Source organism: Rhabdobacter roseus, assembly GCF_014202275.1.
Taxonomy (GTDB): Bacteria; Bacteroidota; Bacteroidia; order Cytophagales; family Spirosomataceae; genus Rhabdobacter; species Rhabdobacter roseus.
Map to the genome: position 1 here is coordinate 1 of NZ_JACHGF010000020.1, position 16,519 is coordinate 16,519.

Annotated in this window: 14 protein-coding genes and 1 rRNA gene; 13 read left to right on the forward strand and 2 right to left on the reverse strand. The window is 55.7% G+C overall.

Annotation, left to right across the window (positions count from 1 at the left end):
* Positions 1 to 83, forward strand: a 5S ribosomal RNA gene (gene rrf / locus HNQ92_RS27810); the annotation flags it as partial.
* Between the two features lie 373 nt (positions 84 to 456).
* Positions 457 to 1,452, forward strand: a complete 996-nt coding sequence (locus HNQ92_RS27815; protein ID WP_246440965.1) for an HNH endonuclease — start codon at positions 457 to 459, stop codon at positions 1,450 to 1,452.
* A 69-nt stretch (positions 1,453 to 1,521) separates the two neighbouring features.
* Here HNQ92_RS27815 and HNQ92_RS27820 read toward each other — a convergent pair whose 3' ends face one another.
* Positions 1,522 to 2,763, reverse strand: a complete 1,242-nt coding sequence (locus HNQ92_RS27820) for a peroxiredoxin family protein (protein ID WP_184179889.1) — start codon at positions 2,761 to 2,763, stop codon at positions 1,522 to 1,524.
* A gap of 140 nt (positions 2,764 to 2,903) precedes the next feature.
* Between HNQ92_RS27820 and rsmH the strand changes: the two genes are divergently transcribed.
* The 11 genes from rsmH to HNQ92_RS27875 all read left to right on the forward strand — a co-directional run bounded on the left by rsmH (position 2,904) and on the right by HNQ92_RS27875 (position 15,076).
* The gene (gene rsmH / locus HNQ92_RS27825; protein WP_184179893.1) at positions 2,904 to 3,824 is read left to right on the forward strand and encodes a 16S rRNA (cytosine(1402)-N(4))-methyltransferase RsmH; all 921 of its coding nucleotides are present in this window, start codon (positions 2,904 to 2,906) and stop codon (positions 3,822 to 3,824) included.
* A gap of 65 nt (positions 3,825 to 3,889) precedes the next feature.
* Positions 3,890 to 4,294, forward strand: coding sequence for an FtsL-like putative cell division protein (locus HNQ92_RS27830; RefSeq protein ID WP_184179895.1), 405 nt, complete (start codon positions 3,890 to 3,892; stop codon positions 4,292 to 4,294).
* A 21-nt stretch (positions 4,295 to 4,315) separates the two neighbouring features.
* Complete coding sequence (locus HNQ92_RS27835; protein WP_184179898.1) at positions 4,316 to 6,451, forward strand: penicillin-binding protein; 2,136 nt, start codon at positions 4,316 to 4,318, stop codon at positions 6,449 to 6,451.
* Between the two features lie 12 nt (positions 6,452 to 6,463).
* Positions 6,464 to 7,963, forward strand: a complete 1,500-nt coding sequence (locus tag HNQ92_RS27840; RefSeq protein ID WP_184179901.1) for a UDP-N-acetylmuramoyl-L-alanyl-D-glutamate--2,6-diaminopimelate ligase — start codon at positions 6,464 to 6,466, stop codon at positions 7,961 to 7,963.
* 92 nt (positions 7,964 to 8,055) lie between these two features.
* Entirely contained in the window at positions 8,056 to 9,270 is a 1,215-nt protein-coding gene (mraY, locus tag HNQ92_RS27845; RefSeq protein ID WP_184179904.1) for a phospho-N-acetylmuramoyl-pentapeptide-transferase, read from the forward strand.
* 139 nt (positions 9,271 to 9,409) lie between these two features.
* A complete protein-coding gene (gene egtB, locus HNQ92_RS27850) occupies positions 9,410 to 10,600 on the forward strand; it encodes an ergothioneine biosynthesis protein EgtB (RefSeq protein WP_184179907.1) in 1,191 nt (396 codons plus the stop codon).
* A 36-nt stretch (positions 10,601 to 10,636) separates the two neighbouring features.
* Positions 10,637 to 11,596: an L-histidine N(alpha)-methyltransferase gene (gene egtD, locus HNQ92_RS27855; RefSeq protein WP_184179910.1), complete on the forward strand. Its 960-nt coding sequence runs from the start codon at positions 10,637 to 10,639 to the stop codon at positions 11,594 to 11,596.
* Between the two features lie 179 nt (positions 11,597 to 11,775).
* Entirely contained in the window at positions 11,776 to 12,711 is a 936-nt protein-coding gene (locus HNQ92_RS27860) for a Kelch repeat-containing protein (protein WP_246440967.1), read from the forward strand.
* Positions 12,695 to 13,030 (forward strand): DUF4907 domain-containing protein, encoded by a 336-nt coding sequence (locus HNQ92_RS27865; protein ID WP_184179914.1) that lies wholly within the window; start codon positions 12,695 to 12,697, stop codon positions 13,028 to 13,030. Before HNQ92_RS27860 ends, HNQ92_RS27865 begins: the two co-directional genes overlap by 17 nt.
* A 24-nt stretch (positions 13,031 to 13,054) precedes the next feature.
* Positions 13,055 to 14,365 carry a DUF4270 family protein gene (locus tag HNQ92_RS27870; RefSeq protein ID WP_184179917.1) on the forward strand — a complete coding sequence of 437 codons (1,311 nt, stop codon included), beginning with the start codon at positions 13,055 to 13,057 and terminating at the stop codon, positions 14,363 to 14,365.
* A 78-nt stretch (positions 14,366 to 14,443) separates the two neighbouring features.
* On the forward strand, positions 14,444 to 15,076 hold the full coding sequence (locus tag HNQ92_RS27875) for a hypothetical protein (RefSeq protein WP_184179920.1): 633 nt from the start codon (positions 14,444 to 14,446) through the stop codon (positions 15,074 to 15,076).
* A 1-nt stretch (position 15,077) separates the two neighbouring features.
* Here the strand turns inward: HNQ92_RS27875 and HNQ92_RS27880 are convergent, their stop codons facing one another.
* Entirely contained in the window at positions 15,078 to 16,505 is a 1,428-nt protein-coding gene (locus HNQ92_RS27880; protein WP_184179921.1) for a PepSY-associated TM helix domain-containing protein, read from the reverse strand.
* Between the last annotated feature and the right edge of the window lie 14 nt (positions 16,506 to 16,519).

A 16,519-nucleotide genomic window follows, 5' to 3' on the forward strand; every position in this document is an offset into this window, starting at 1 on the left:
CTTCCCATCCCGAACAGAGAAGTTAAGCCCCGCACCGCCGATGATACTGGGTCAACCCCCGGAAAAGTAGGTAGCCGCCACGAGACCATCAAACCAGACGAGCAGCCCCTCAAAAGGCTGCTCGCTCTGCTTAAGAACAAACCGAAAAATCCTCCCAAAGGCCGCCCAAACTCCTACTCCCCTAATAATCGCTATACCTCATAAAGTACTCCCGCTTGAAGCTTTCCCTCAAACGAAGGTTACCTTCCTTGTATTCTTGAATTTACGGCCTACAAAACAATAGATTTAGTCAAATAGCAACTTATAGGTTCTAATGCGTTATTATGGTTTGGAAGGTACAAGGTACGTTGCTAATCCCTAGTTCTGTAATTTAAAAACAAGCAGAACCTACCCTTCTGCGTAAATACCATCAAAATGAAATTTAAAATTTGTTAGAAGAATTTTGAGTAAAGATTCATGCCATTCGTACCTGAAAACCCTTCACTAATAGACTACTTTTCATTCGCTTTTGCGAATCTCCACCGCGATAGAAAAAAAGGCGGTGCTCCACACAAACCAATCTTACTCTTAGCCATTCTTCATGAGTATAAACAAGGTAGGATCCAAGACAATAGAATTTTTATAACTCCCGAATTAACCCACTCTTTTTCAGTTTACTGGAATAAGCTAGTTACTTCTGAGCACGATCAGAAATTTGCTCTGCCGTTTTTCCATTTAACTGGTGAAAAAGGTAGTTGGTGGAGATTAATTCCAAATGTAGGTTGTGAGCTGTGGATTGAGAATGCTGGCTCCATGCGTAGCTTTGGTAATTTGAGCACCGCAGTCTGCTATGCTGAAATTGATCAAAATCTTGCGTTTTTGCTGCTTAACAACGATAGCAGGGATATTCTCAAAGGGGTACTTTTAAAAACATATTTTCCAAAAAATCACCTAGAAAATCCCAGTGGCTTATACGATAGCTACATTCATGATCTGAAAAATGAGATGAAAGAGATGCCGGGAAGCTACAAAGCAAAACTGCTAAACCTTAAAGCACATCTCAATCCTGAAACCTATCAAGTTGAGATTTATAACCGAGGAGCCATTTTTAGAAGAGAAATAGTTAAGCTCTATGATGAAACTTGTTGTATCTCAGGAATACGAGTTTCGGCTCCTTTTGCTATTACGATGGTAGACGCCTGCCACATTATACCTTTCTCTCATAGTTTTGACAATAGCCTGATCAATGGAATTGCACTTTGCCCTAATCTCCATAGGGCTTTTGATAGAGGACTAATTGCGGTTGATGATAATTATGAAGTTATTCTCTCCGAGAGCTTCAAAGAGAACACCGCGAGTGAATATAGTTTTAGCAAAATAGAAGGTAAAACAATACTGTTGCCCTTGGATAAAGATTTCTTTCCGTCGATAGAGGCATTAGCTTGGCACCGGAGCAATACATTTAGAAAATGAGTGACCTATTCGCACAAGCATCTCCTTAACAGCTTCATTTATAGCTATCCAAAGCAAGAAAACCATCTGTCACTCACTCACCAACTTATCAATCAGTCGGTTAAATTCTTCCACGAAGTCGTCGTAGTAGTGGCCGGTGCCGGGGCCGGAAAACCCGGTATGGATTCGACGTACCTTGCCCCGCTTGTCCAGAATGATGGTAGTAGGAAACGACATGACGTGGTTGAGCATGGGCAGCGAAGCGGCGGCGGCCTGCTTGTCGCTGAGCCCGGCCAGCAGTACCGGGTACTCAATCCCGAAGCGCTCGGTCATGCGGCGGAGCTTGGGAGCGGAGTCTTCCAGCTTGTCGGAGCGTTCAAAGGCCAGGCCAACGATCTCCACGCCCCGGTCCCGGTTTTGAAGGTACCAGGGAGCCAGAAAATTGGTTTCGTCCATGCAGTTGGGACACCACGAGCCCATGATTTGCAGCACCACGACTTTATTCTGAAAGCGTGCATCGCGTAGCGAAACGGGCTGCCCCTCGGCATTAGGGAAAGAAAAAGACATGGTTTCGTAGCCCGGCTTCAGGTAGGTAAGGGCGTTAGCGTCGGGTAGCTCTGCGGCAGGATCAGGGCGGGCGGTCCAGCTTTCGTAGCCGGAGATACCCGCCCAAAAGCCGCCCTTCAGAGTACCGTCTGGCTGGAGTGCCGCTTTAAAAAGAAAAATGTGCGAGCCATCGAAGCAAGAAAGCAGCACGCTGTCGCCTTTTACGTTACCCGCCAGGTACCTATAGTCGCCGGTAGGGGTTAGGAAAGTACCCTTCAGGGAGGGTCCCTGCTGCTCAAAAATCCCAACCGCCAGCGTCGAATCCTGCGTTGCTTCGTCCCGGAATACCGTGGCCCACTTGCCGGCTACCGGCTGCGCCGTCGCAGTGGTATCTTCTACAAACAGGTAGTTTTGGCCGTGCCGCGCCTCAAACGGCAAGGTACCTATCAGCTTTCCGAGTCGGGTCCTTTTCCAAACACCCAACAACTGATCGCCCTCTATTTTGGCCACCAGGTCCGACTCAAACAGCTGCATCGGAATATGCAGCGAATCATTTTCCAGGTAGGCGGTGTCCATTTGGATGCGTTCGGAGCCATTGAGCGCGTGTACGCGGTAGGTTTTTCCGTCCGGATTAGGCTGGATGTCCAGCAGGAAAGGCAGCATGTGGCCATCCCGAGCCAGCGTAGCCCGCCATTCGCCCGCCCGGACGGTGGGCGAATGGGCCGAATCACAGCCCAGGAAAACCAGCCCTAAAAAGGCCACGAACGAAAGCGAAAGGTACTTCATACTCCGTTTAGTAGGATAGAAAAGGGAATTTTAGGTAAAAGTAATTCAATAAAAAATAACTCTGGCTACCCTGGAAAATTGTTAAGTTTGTAACGGCCTCCCGGCAAAAATAAGTTCCTACTTACGTTTCTTTAAAAAGAATGGATACCTCGTACAGCTACCACGCGCCCGTTATGCTACCCGAATGCCTGGCTGGATTGGCCATTCGGCCCGAAGGTACCTACGTGGACGTCACGTTTGGGGGCGGTGGGCACTCGTGGGCTATACTGGAGCAGCTAACCACCGGGCGCTTGCTGGCGTTTGATCAGGATGCCGATGCCGCCGCCAACGCCGAAGCCCGGCGTGGCGATGCGCGCTTTACGTTCATACCCGCTAATTTTCGACACCTGCGCCGGTACTTGAAACTACATAAAGTAGACAAGGTAGATGGCATTCTGGCCGACCTGGGGGTATCGTCCCACCAGTTTGACACGGCCGAGCGGGGCTTTTCGACGCGTTTTGAAGCCGATCTCGACATGCGCATGAACCGACAGTCGGACATTACCGCCCGGCAGATCCTGAACGACTACCCCGCGGCAGAGCTCCAGCGCCTGCTGGGACGCTACGGCGAAGTGACCAACGCCCGTACGCTGGCCGAAGCCATTTACGCCGCCCGCCACAACGCCCCCATCGCTACGGTGAATGACCTGAAGGAAATTTTGCTGCGCTACGCCCCCCGCCACCGCGAAAACAAATACTTTGCGCAGGTATTTCAGGCACTCCGGATCGAGGTCAACGACGAGCTAAAGGTACTGGAAGAATTTCTGATGCAGGTACCGGAGGTACTTGGTCCGGGAGGACGCCTGGTGGTGATGTCGTACCATTCGCTGGAAGACCGGCTGGTAAAAAACTTTATCAACAAGGGGAAATTTGAGGGAGAAGTAGAGAAAGATTTTTACGGAAATGAGTTGAAACCGCTGCGGACCGTAAACCGCAAGCCCCTCGAGGCCTCTCCGGAGGAGGTAGGTCGGAATCCGCGCGCGCGCAGTGCCAAGCTACGAATTGCCGAAAAACCGCAGTAAAAAAAAGCCACCGAGACTTCAAAAAAAGAATCGACGAACCCATCACTTCATCAATAGGAAAAGCAATGGCCCAAAACAGACGTAAATCCAAACCAGCCCCTCCGCGCCCCCGGCGTCAGTACCGGCTGTTCGATTGGCTGAATCGCTACCTGCCGCTGGACCGCGTCTTTGGCGAAAACGAGCCGGGCAAGCATGAGCTGGTACCTGTCAAGTACTTCTACTACTTTGGCTGGTTGATTCTGCTCCTGGTCATCTACGAGCGCATTGGGTACCAGTCGGAGCAGTACGTACGCAAAAGTCTCGAGCTAAAAAAAGAAGTAGAAGACATGCGGGCCGAATATACTTCCATCAAGGCCGAGTACATGAAGCGAGGGAAGCAGTCGGAGGTGATAGGGAAAGTAAAAGGTACGGGCCTGGAAGAGAACCTGGTGCCACCTAAAAAGATCGTGGCCAAAGTACCCGCCCGCTAATCCTGATGACGACGAAAGCCTATGAGACGCGAAGCCGATAAAAGAGAAAGCAATAAGGAAGCGCTGATTGCCCGGGCCCGGCTGGTGGCAGCTGGGCTGGTGCTGATGGCCGTACTGGTGTTTATCAAGCTCCTCCGGGTGCAATTTTACGATACCTACAAAGGAAAAACCTGGGCCGAATATTCCATGCAGAACGACCTCAAGCTGGATACTATTCGGGCCATGCGGGGCAATATCTATTCGAGCGACGGCAGCTTGCTGGCTACCTCACTACCCTATTTTTACGTGGGCCTGGATACCAAAATGGCCGACACGACCTACTTCAACGCCAACCTGGATCGGCTGGTGGCCCTGCTGGCGACTCATTTTGGAGAATACTCCGCCGCCCGGTACCGGGAACGTATCCTGGAGTACCGCCATAGCGAAAACCGCCGCTACCTGCGTCTCAAAAAGCAGGCTGTCAGCTACCTGGACCGCGAGCAAATCCTTAAATGGCCTTTTTTTGATAAGCGCAAAGGGGGTAAGTTTGAAATGATTTACCGCCGCGACAAACCCTTTACGCCCATGGCCGACCGCACCATTGGGAGCGTAAGTGCCAAAACCGGCCAGGGAGCCGTGGGCATAGAAGCGAGTTTTGACCAAAAACTGGTGGGGAAAAATGGCGTAGGGCTGGTGGAGGTAATAGAAAATGGCATGAAGATACCCGTTGGGGATGACCTCAACATTCGCCCCGAGCCGGGCTACGATGTGTATACTACCCTGGACATGAATTTTCAGGATGTAGCCGAGGTATCCCTTCGGCGGGCCCTGCGGCAGTTTCAGGCCGATCACGGTAGCGTGGTGGTGATGGAAGTAGCTACGGGCGAGATCCGGGCCATCTCCAACCTGAGCCGCGGCTCCGACGGCGACTACCACGACGCGCTCAACTACGCCCTGGCCGAGGGCAACGACCCCGGCTCTACCTTCAAACTAGCCACTCTGATGGCGGTGCTGGAAGAAACCGGCCTGGACCCCGACCAGGAGTGGTGCGCGACGGGCGATGGTAACCACAAGTACCGTAACGTCGTGATCAAGGATGCACACCGGGGGGGCTTTGGCACCATCACCGCCCGGCAGGTATTGGAAAAATCGTCGAATATAGGTACCCACCTGCTCACGCAGAAGTACTTTGCTAAGCAGCCCGACAAGTACCTCCAGTACCTGGAAAAGTTCCGGCTCAAAAGCCGCACCGGCATTCACATGCAAGGCGAGGCCGCCCCCTACATCAAGGATCGTGCCGACAAAACCTGGAGTGGTACCACGCTCTCGTACCTCTCGTACGGGTACGAAATGCGCCTGTCTCCCATTCAGGTACTGGCCTTTTACAACGCCGTGGCCAACGGGGGCTACTGGGTAAGGCCCATGATCGTTAAGCAGATCAAGAATTCGGAGGAGGTCGTTGATACCTATGAACCCTACGTGGACCCGACGCCCATCTGCTCGGAGCGTACGGCCCGGCTGGCCCAAAGTATGCTGGAAGGCGTGGTGCAACGCGGAACCGCCACGAACCTCAAAAACGACTACTACCGCATTGCCGGCAAAACGGGCACCGCCCAGCGCAACATCAACGGCGGCTACGCCAAAGATGGTAAATTCAATACGTCCTTTGTGGGGTACTTCCCGGCCGAGAGGCCCAAGTACAGCTGCATCGTGGTGGTGAGCAACGCCCGGGGCGCGAGCATGGAGCAGCTCTACGCGGGAAGTGTGGCGGCACCGGTGTTTCGGGAAGTTGCCAATCGCATCTACGCCTACGATATTCGCCTGCACAAACCTACCCAAGAAAAACCCTCGGAGGTCGTTCGCACGGTAAAGTGGGCCGGACCCGCCAGTGAGCTAAAAGCCATCAGCACCGCGCTGAACCTCGCGCCCGTGCCCGAAGGCAGCGAATGGATGCAAGGTACCCTGGCTCCAAAGGGAAAAGTAGCCTGGTACGCCCGCTCGGTGGATAAAGCCGACGTACCTGACCTGCGCGGCATGGCCCTGCGTGACGCCCTGTACCTGATGGAAAACAAAGGGTTCCGCGTAACCTTCAAAGGAGCCGGGAAAGTAGTGGCTCAGTCGCTGGAGCCGGGCACGAAGGTACTTGAGAAAAAAAGTATAATGCTCACCCTGGAATGACCGAAGTGGTTTATGAATACAGCAAATAGTAAACAGCTGGAGGTACTGCTGCGGGCGGTACCCGAAGCGGCGGTAATAGGTACCTTAGCCCGCGAAATCGGGCAGCTCACGTTGGACTCGCGCCAGGCGGGCCCCGGCAGCTTGTTTGTGGCACTCCGGGGTACCCAAACCGACGGGCATCGCTACATCCAGACGGCCGTCGAGCTGGGTGCCCGCACCATTCTCTGCGAGGAACTTCCCGCGCTAACGCGCCCGGACGTCACCTACGTGCAGGTACTTGATTCGGCCCGTGCGCTGGGGTTGCTGGCCTCGGCTTTTTACGATCACCCTTCGCACCACCTCAAGCTGGTGGGTGTGACGGGTACTAACGGCAAAACCTCCACCGCCACGCTGCTTTTTCAGCTGTTCCGCGGGCTAGGGTACCGTTGTGGGTTGCTGTCTACGGTCCAGAACCAGATTGAGGACGAGGTAATCCCCACTACCCATACTACCCCGGACGCCGTCACACTCAACCAGCTTTTGGCCGAGATGCGGCAGCGGGGCTGTACGCACGTGTTTATGGAGGTGAGCTCCCACGCGGTGGTGCAGCAGCGGATTACGGGCCTTACGTTTGCGGGCGGTATTTTTACCAACATCAGCCACGATCACCTGGATTTCCACAAAACCTTTGACCACTACATAGCGGCCAAAAAAGGTTTTTTTGATCAACTACCTCCCCAGGCGTTTGCGTTGGCGAATATCGACGACCGCCGTGGCAGCGTGATGGTGCAGAATACGCGCGCGCGGGTAGAAACGTATTCGCTGCAAACGATGGCCACTTTTCGGGGCAAAATGCTCTCGGAAACCTTCCAGGGCATGCACATGCAAATCAATAACCAGGAGGTATGGTTTCGGCTGATTGGCCGCTTCAACGCCTATAACCTGCTGGGTGTATACGGGGCCGCCATCCTGCTGGGGGAGGCCCCCGAGGAGGTACTTACGGAGCTCTCGGGCCTGGGCAGCCCGCCGGGCCGCTTTGAGCTGGTACCGGCCACGGGCCTGGTGGGGATCGTGGACTACGCCCACACGCCCGACGCCCTGCTGAATGTACTCGAAACCATTGTGCACCTGCGCGAAGGAAACGAGCAAATTATCACCGTAGTGGGTTGTGGTGGCAACCGCGACGCCGAAAAGCGGCCCCGCATGGCGGCCATTGCCTGTCGGCACAGCGACCGCGTGGTACTTACCTCCGACAACCCCCGCCACGAAGATCCGCAGCTCATCCTGGACCAGATGCTCCAGGGGGTACCTCCCCTGGATTTCAAGAAAGTAACGGTACTTCCCGACCGGCGCGAAGCCATTGCCCGGGCGCTGGAGCTGGCCGAGCCGCACGATATTATCCTCATCGCGGGCAAGGGACACGAAACCTACCAGGAAATCAAAGGTGTAAAATACGACTTCGACGACCGGGAGGTACTTCGGGAGGCGTTCGAGCACCGCGAACGTTTTCTCAAAAAGGATCAGTCTCATTAAGTACGTTTGAAAAATAGGCCCGTATGTGCGTAAAATGCTTTGAAAAAAAGCATTTTTGCGTTTCTATTTAGTCAACCCCAACGACCCAACTCATGCTTTACTATTTGTTCGACTACCTCGACAAGCAGTTTAATTTTCCCGGTGCCGGGGTATTTCAGTACATATCGTTCCGGGCGTTGGGTACCACCACGCTTTCGCTGCTCATTGCGGCGGTGTTTGGGCAGCGGATTATTGAATTGCTGCACCGGAAGCAGGTAGGGGAAACCATCCGGGACTTAGGCCTGGCCGGACAAATGGAAAAGAAAGGTACCCCTACCATGGGTGGCTTCATCATCCTGGCTTCGCTGCTGATTCCGGTGTTGCTCTTTGCCAAGCTCACCAACGTATACATTGTGTTGCTGCTGATCACCGCCGTCTGGACGGGCCTGATTGGCTTTATTGATGATTACATCAAAAAATTTAAGAACAATAAAGATGGCTTACACGGCAAATTCAAGGTTGTGGGGCAAGTGGGGCTCGGGCTCATTGTGGGACTGACGCTTTCGTTCAACGACAACGTCCGGATCCGGATTTACGACAAACCCGTGCTGAGCTCCACGCTGGGCGAAGTACAGCGCTACCGCGACGTGGTGCACCCCACCACCACCACCTTGCCTTTCTTTAAAGACAATGAATTTGATTACAGCAACTTGCTGTTCGGCCTGTTGCCTGACGAATACACCTGGATTATCTACACGCTGATCGCGATCTTCATCATTACGGCTGTCTCCAACGGAGCCAACATCACCGACGGCATCGACGGCCTGGCGGCGGGTACTTCGGGCATCATTGCCCTTACGCTGGGAGTGCTGGCGTACCTGTCGGGCAACGCCAAGTTCTCGCAGTACCTCAACATCATGTATATCCCTAACTCCGGCGAGCTGGTAATCTTCTGTGCGGCTTTTGTGGGGGCCTGCGTAGGCTTTTTGTGGTACAATGCCTACCCGGCCCAAGTCTTCATGGGCGACACGGGCAGTCTCATGCTGGGCGGGGTCATCGCCGTGCTGGCCCTGGCTATCCGCAAAGAGCTCATGATCCCGATTTTGTGCGGGGTGTTTTTGGCCGAGCTTCTGTCCGTCATCCTGCAAGTCAGCTATTTTAAGTACACCCGCCGAAAATACGGCGAAGGGAAGCGGATTTTCCTGATGTCGCCGCTGCACCATCACTTCCAGAAGGAGGGCTACCACGAATCCAAGATCGTGACGCGCTTCTGGATTCTGGGTATTATGCTGGCCATCATGACGCTCGTCACGCTGAAACTCCGGTAAGAAACGTAGGGTACCGCAAAGAAAGCCTCGCTGTAAACTTCCAGTGAGGCTTTTGGGTTGTTAGTAGGTACCTCGAACCAAAAAGGCCTGGCATACAATTAGTACCTCTTGAACCAACTAAATCCTAAACCGGAAAGAAATGGATCCTGCCATCCTGCCCCCAACGACGCAGCTATACGAAGCCTACCGAACCATGAGGCGGTATACCGAAGCCCTGTGTGCCCCGTTGCAGATTGAAGACTATGTACCCCAGCCGGTAGAGTTCATCAGCCCGCCCAAGTGGCACCTGGCGCATACTACCTGGTTTTTTGAAGAATTCGTGCTGGCTCCGTACAAGCCCGACTACCCGCGGTTTCACCCGGATTTCAGCTACCTTTTCAACAGCTACTACAACCACGTAGGTACCCGCGTACTGCGCACCGACCGCGGCAACATCACGCGCCCCGGCGTGGAGGAAGTATACGCCTACCGACGCTACGTGGATGAGGCCATGCAGGCTCTGCTGGAGGGGCTGCTGGAAGAAGACTCAGGCCGAAGTGAGCTGGAAGAAACCATTACCTTGGGCTTGCATCACGAGCAGCAGCACCAGGAGCTCCTCATCACCGACCTGAAGTACATCCTGGGGCATAACCCCATTTTCCCCGTATACCAGGAAGGCTTTTCGCTCACCGAAGTACCCAATGCACAAACGGGCTTCGTGTCGGTCCCGGCGGGAATCTACGACATAGGCCACGAAGGCGAAGGCTTTCACTACGACAACGAGCGCGGCCGACACCGGGTACTTTTGGAGGCCTTTGAAATCAGTAAGGCCCTCGTGACCAACGGGGAGTACCTGGAGTTCATGAACGACGGCGGCTACCAGCGCCACGACCTCTGGCTGGACGAAGGCTGGCAGTGGGTGAATACGAACCAGGCCCAAGCGCCGCTCTACTGGCACCGGATCGGGGGCGAGTGGCACTACTACACGCTGGGGGGCTTGCAAAAGGTAAATCCGGAGAGCATCCTGTGCCACGTCAACTTCTACGAAGCGCTGGCCTTTGCCGAGTGGAAAGGCATGCGGCTGCCGACGGAGTTTGAATGGGAAGCCAGCGCGGGGTACTTCGACTGGGGTACCCGCTGGGAATGGACCCACAGCGCGTACCTGCCCTACCCGCGGTTTAGCAAAGCGCCGGGGGCCATCGGTGAGTACAACGGTAAGTTTATGATCAACCAGATGGTACTTCGGGGAGCTTCCACGGCTACTTCCCCGCACCATAGCCGCCCAACCTACCGCAATTTCTTCCATCCGTACCTGCAGTGGCAGTGTACGGGCATCCGGCTGGTCCGGTAAGTACCATTTCTCCACCTTCATTCAGCATTCATTACCTTGCATTCTTCTTCCACCATCCTACAGTCGCCCTTTGCCGAAGACGTACGCCGGGGGCTTTTGGCCGCCCAAAAAGCGATTCCGTCCAAGTACTTCTACGACGACGCGGGCAGCCGCTTGTTTCAGGACATCATGCAGATGCCCGAGTACTACCTCACCCGCTCCGAAATGGAGATCCTGAGCCTGCACCCGGCGGCCATTGCGGCGGCCTTGCGGTTTTCGGGGCCGTTCACGATTGTAGAGCTGGGCGCGGGCGACGGCCTCAAGACCAAAGAGCTCCTTAAGTACCTGGTGGGGCAGTCGGCGCAGGTAAAGTACCTGCCCATCGACATTTCGGGGGAGGCCATGCAGCAGCTACAGCACAAACTGGCCACGAGCCTGCCCGACCTGGACGTACAACCCGAGGTGGGCGACTACTTTGAGGTACTTGAGCGGCTGGATTTGGGCCAGCAGCCCAGCCTGTTTCTGTTTTTGGGAGGTAACATCGGCAACTACGAGCCGGAGGCCGCCCTGGCGCTGCTGCGCCTGATTCACCGGTACATGCAGCCGGGCGACCAGCTCCTGACGGGTTTCGATTTGCGAAAAAATCCGCGTACCATTCAACTGGCCTACGACGACCCGCACGGCATTACGCGGGCCTTCAACCTGAACCTGCTCTGGCGGATCAACCGCGAGTTGGGGGGGACTTTCGAGCCCGATAAATTTGACTTTTATTGCTTCTACAACCCTTACAACGGCGAAGTACGCAGCGCCCTGGTGAGCCTAACGGAGCAGCAGGTTCGGGTAAAAGCCCTGGACCTGACGGTGCATTTCCGTCAAAACGAACTGATCAAAACCGAGCTTTCGCGGAAGTATACCTTAGAGGAAGTCGACGCACTTGCGGCCGCCAGTGGCTTCCACGTGGAGCAGCATTTCTTTGATTGCAAGCATTACTTCACGGATAGTTTGTGGGTAAAATAGGATACCCTCAGAGGTACTTTAAAAAGAAATTTCTCCGCCTTTTGCCACAGATTGGAAAGACCCTACGTAACAGAAAACAGAGCCTCGGGGAGTAAAGTACCCGGCTCGGTTAAAAAACGTAACGTCTTTTTCTCTCACAATTAGTGGTAACGGTTCATATGAAGTACCCATCTTTTCTCTTGTTTCTATGTTTTTCCGTTGGTCTTTGGTCCTGCTCCAGCGAGGATGTCACGACCAACACCGGCGACTGGGTCAAAAAATCCGATCTGGACGGCGTGGCGCGCCACTCGGCCGTGGGTTTTGCCATCGGCAACCGAGGGTACCTGGGCCTGGGTGCCGACAGCGACAACCGCAAGCTGAGCGATTTCTGGGAATACAATCCTGACAACAACACCTGGACCCAAAAGGCCAGCTTCACGGGGCCTGCCCGCACGGGCGCGGTGGGGTTTGCCATTCAGGACAAAGGGTACGTCAGTACCGGCCTGGACGCCAACGACGAGCGCCTGAACGACCTCTGGGAGTACAACCCCGCCGCCAACACCTGGGCACGCAAGGCCGACTTTGAGGGCTCGCCCCGTCGCCACGCCGTGGCCTTTGCGATCGGTAACGTGGGCTACGTGGGGACGGGCTACGACGGCAGCTACCTCAAAGACTTCTGGGCCTACCACCCCGCCACCGACGCCTGGTCCAAGATTACGAGCATCGGGGGGGCCAAGCGCCTGGGCGCGGCGGCTTTTGTGATCAACGGGAAGGGCTACGTCGGGACGGGCAACAACAACGGCCTCGACCAGTCCGACTTTTGGGAGTACAACCCCACCACCGACGAGTGGACCGAAAAAACAAATTTTGACGAAACGACGGCGGCGCGATCCTACGGCGTGGGCTTTTCGATCGGCGGCAAGGGGTACTTTGCGTCGGGCGTCAACAACCTGTCGGTATGGGCCTACGATCCGTCCGACGAAACCTGGAGCAGCGCTTCGTCCTTTGAGGGCGCGAGCCGCATCTATGCCGTGGGCTGGAGCCTTGGCCAGCAGGGCTACGTCATGACGGGCTCCAGCGGCCTGGCGCGCTACGACGACATTTGGGCGTTTGTTCCGGATGTGGCCCAGGAGTAACATAAAAAAGCCAGGGCGTTGGGGATGGGTACTCGTAGGGGTACTTCTGATCGCCGTAGGTACCCGGATGGTTTTTTCCCGAAAAAGTACCTTCACGCTGGAGGTGCAGCCCACGGCTTCGGGCTGGGGGTACCTGATCCGGCAGGAGGGACGGGTGGTGATCGACCAGCCCACCATTCCGGTGGTGCCGGGGCAGCGGAGCTTTGCTACGCGGCAACAAGCGCAGCGGGTAGGGGAGCTCGTACTGACTAAAATGCGGGCGGGACGATTCCCACCCACCCTTTCGCTCCCGGAGCTCGACAGCCTGGGGGCGCTGTAAGTACCTTTTTTATCTTTCTTTTTTATGCAAAAAAACAAAAAACGCTGCGCCGCGGTTGTAGGTACCCTTTTGTGCCTGCTAAGTACCTTCTTGTGCTCCTGCCAGGAGGGAGACTTGGGTATAGCGCTGCCGATTGACGCCGATCAGCTCATCTACACGCGCGAAATAGACACGCTCACCATCCGTACGGCTACCGTATACCTGGACTCGGTAGTGACGTCGGCCAGTGGTACGATCCTGGCCGGGAGGGCCACCCCCAGCCAGGGAGGAATCATGGAGGCGCAGGGGTACTTTCAGCTCAATGCGCCTTCTGTTCCTTCCACGGCCCAGCGCGTTCAGTTCGACTCGCTGGTGTTGTTCCTGAAGTACGCCGGGACTTTTGGCGATACAACCCAAAGCCAGACGCTGCGCGTACACGCGCTTTCGGTACTACCCAACTACCTCCGTGTTTACAGCCACCTGTCGGCGCTGGCCTATAACCCACCGCCTTTGGCGCAGAAAACCTTCCGGGCGCGCCCTTCCCGCGATAGCCTGCTTACGTTCCGCCTGCCGGACGTGCTGGGCCAGCAGCTGCTGGAGTTTTTTAGAAACTATACGTCGCTCTCGGAAGAAATGATCAACGGCTGGAACTACGGCCTGACGCTGGTACCCGAGGCCACCGACCAGGCGGCGATCCTGAGCTTCGACGCCACACAGTCGTTTGTGCGGCTCTACTACCGCGACGAATCAACCCGCGAGCCCTACCAAGCCGACTTATCGATACGAACGGGCAATACGCAATTCAACGCCCTGCGGTACGCGGCGGGGTCGTGGGGGGCGCTGTATTCCCTGGCCCGAAAAGGCGACGAAGTACCCAGCCGCGCTACCGGCCACGAAACGCTGGTGCAACTGGGCGTGGGCCTGCGGACGAAGCTCGAAATACCCTACCTCCAGCAGCTCAGGCACATCGAACAGTACATGGCCCTCAACCGCGTTTTCTTAGATGTACAGCCCGTACGCAAAAGCCTGCGCGACCACACGCCGCCGCCCACTACACTTACGCTACAGGTACTTAACCGTAGCAACCAAGTAGTGGGAAATTTGCAGGATTTTACGGGAACTACGGTGTCGGCGACTTACCGGGTGGATCTGACGGCCCTGACGCTGGTAGACGGCTACACCTTCGACCTCACCAACTACTTCATCAGCGTGCTGGACGGGAGCCTGGAAAACAAGGGTTTGCTGATTACGGTAGGTACCGACGACGGCTCACAAGTACGTGGCGTAGCGCTGGGCGATGCGCAGCACGCCACCGACCGGCTTCGCCTGCGGCTGTACTACACGGCGGGGCAATAGGTACCTGGATTGGGCATGGTTTTTGCAAAAGCGTATAGGATGTTATAACTTGTTGATTATAAACAATCCTTATGCACTATGCTGAAACACCTGCTACTACTCAACTTATTTTTACTACTCATAAAGTACCCTACGGCCGCCCAGCGCTACGAGCGTCCCTACGAAGACGAACGCCGCTTCTACCTAGATGTGGGGGTAGGTGGGGGTGTGTCCAAGGCGAGCCGGGCCTACGCGGTGCAGCCGTTGTTTCTGGCCAATACACGCCTTAGCTGGCAGGTCTTTGCCGCACCCCACTACATTGTTTCCGAGCGGCTCAATCTGGGCTTGCAGCTGGGGGGCGTTTTTCGTCCCAAGTTCGACGACGCGGAATCGAATAGTACCTTACAGGGCAAATTTACGCCCTACGGGGTGCTGTTCGCCGACTACTACCTGGGCGCCGGAGGCTACAAGCGGGTGCGCCCCTACCTGGGCTTTGGTGTGGGGGCCACCTACATTGGTGAGTTGGAAGCACGCCACAACCAGACCGACGCCGTGTACTACCTGCGCCGCAAAGACCGTGACGTGTTCTTGACCCTCGTACCGCGCGTAGGGGTGGCCTTTCGGGAGTTGAAGGTACAGGCCGAGTACCTGGTTACGACGCCGTTCAACCCGGATATTTTCTGCCTGACGCTCATCAGCACCATCCCCCTGGGCCGACCTCGGTACTACTAGGCTAGTCCACAAGTACCTTTTCGGAGCTCTTCTTGGCTTTCTTGGGCTTCATCTTATTGAGCCAAATGAGGGTACCCGTTATGGGTAGGCTTGTGGCAATGAGGCAGGCAATGAAGTACAGCAGTTTGGAAAAAGGGCCGTAGACATCGCCCAGGTGGAGGGCCTTGATCGAGCCCGACACGCGCTCGTTGAAGGGTTTGTCCCGAAATACCTCCACGCTAAGTACCCGGCCCGTATATTGGTCCAGCAGCAGGCGATCGGCGGCGGCGGGTGCAAAGAAGCCCGTCCGGTTTTTGCTGATGGTCACGGCGGCCGTCGAGTCGGTAGGGAGGGTAAGGGTGTAGTCGCCGGGGTAAGCAAGTACCTCATCGGCGGCGGCCAGGTAGTCAGCGATGGAAAGTACCAAAGCCTGCTGGCCGGGAGCGGGTGGCTGGGATTGGGGCGGCTCGGGGCGGGGGGCATCTTCGGGCTGGTAGGTACCCAGGGTTTTGCGCAGGCCCTCGCGGTACCAATCAAACGAGAAAAAGGGCCCCGTAACACCCATCAGAAAGAGCAAAATGCAGGCGTAAAAGCCCAGCGTGTTGTGGAGGTCATGGTTGATGCGCTTCCAGTTGCCGGACCATTTGACCGACAAGCCCTGCCGCCAGTTTTTTACTTTCTGGGGAAACCAAATAACGATCCCCGTAAGTACCCCAAGCGTAAAGAGAATCGTAGCCCAGCCCGAAATGTAGCTTCCCAGCTTCCGGTTGGGTAGTTCGCCAAGGAGCGGCTCCTCGATCTTGTCCAGCAGCAACCAGCGGTGCAGGCTGAACATCGTCTGCATGAACTCGGAGGTAGCGGTCTTGGCTCGCGCCTCGCCCAGGATGTCCGCCGTGTAAGGGTTCACCAGGTAGGCTATGCCCCGCCCGCCGGGCCCGCCCGGTCCGGCACCGGGTCCCGCCGGACCGCCACTGCGGCGCGATTCTCCTTCTTTGGGCTTATCGCGCGCGCTGTTCTCGGTTTCTTTCCGTTGGGGGGCCTCCCCGCTTTTTTCCGTTTTGGCTTCCGCTTCATCTCGTTTTCCATCTCCTCGCTTTGGCTCGCTCCCCGGCTCGGCGTCCTTCTTTTCTTCGGCCGGGCGTACCGTCACCTGGTACGAACGCGCCGGATCATGGGGTACTTTCAGGGAAAGTACCTTCCCGCCCGTGCTGGCTTTTACGTGCTTGATGAGCTCCTCGGCCGGTAGGCGTTCAGCCAGCGGCTCCACGCGGTACAGCTCAGGCGAGGCTATTTCCCGAATCTCCGTATTATACACGTAGATGGTACCGCTCAGGCAAATCACAAAAACGACGAGTCCGCTGGCCAGACCCATCCAAAGATGGAGGTCATTGAGCAGCTTTCGCACCCGTTGCCAGGGTGTTTGAGGGGATTTCTTTTTTTCAGCAGCCATAGCAGAGGAGGTAT

Coding starts and splice junctions, on each gene's coding strand:
- HNQ92_RS27815 (WP_246440965.1), top strand. CDS start 457: ATGCCATTCGTACCTGAAAACCCTTCACTAATAGACTACTTTTCATTC.
- HNQ92_RS27820 (WP_184179889.1), bottom strand. CDS start 2,763: ATGAAGTACCTTTCGCTTTCGTTCGTGGCCTTTTTAGGGCTGGTTTTC.
- rsmH (WP_184179893.1), top strand. CDS start 2,904: ATGGATACCTCGTACAGCTACCACGCGCCCGTTATGCTACCCGAATGC.
- HNQ92_RS27830 (WP_184179895.1), top strand. CDS start 3,890: ATGGCCCAAAACAGACGTAAATCCAAACCAGCCCCTCCGCGCCCCCGG.
- HNQ92_RS27835 (WP_184179898.1), top strand. CDS start 4,316: ATGAGACGCGAAGCCGATAAAAGAGAAAGCAATAAGGAAGCGCTGATT.
- HNQ92_RS27840 (WP_184179901.1), top strand. CDS start 6,464: ATGAATACAGCAAATAGTAAACAGCTGGAGGTACTGCTGCGGGCGGTA.
- mraY (WP_184179904.1), top strand. CDS start 8,056: ATGCTTTACTATTTGTTCGACTACCTCGACAAGCAGTTTAATTTTCCC.
- egtB (WP_184179907.1), top strand. CDS start 9,410: ATGGATCCTGCCATCCTGCCCCCAACGACGCAGCTATACGAAGCCTAC.
- HNQ92_RS27865 (WP_184179914.1), top strand. CDS start 12,695: ATGTGGCCCAGGAGTAACATAAAAAAGCCAGGGCGTTGGGGATGGGTA.
- HNQ92_RS27870 (WP_184179917.1), top strand. CDS start 13,055: ATGCAAAAAAACAAAAAACGCTGCGCCGCGGTTGTAGGTACCCTTTTG.
- HNQ92_RS27875 (WP_184179920.1), top strand. CDS start 14,444: ATGCTGAAACACCTGCTACTACTCAACTTATTTTTACTACTCATAAAG.
- HNQ92_RS27880 (WP_184179921.1), bottom strand. CDS start 16,505: ATGGCTGCTGAAAAAAAGAAATCCCCTCAAACACCCTGGCAACGGGTG.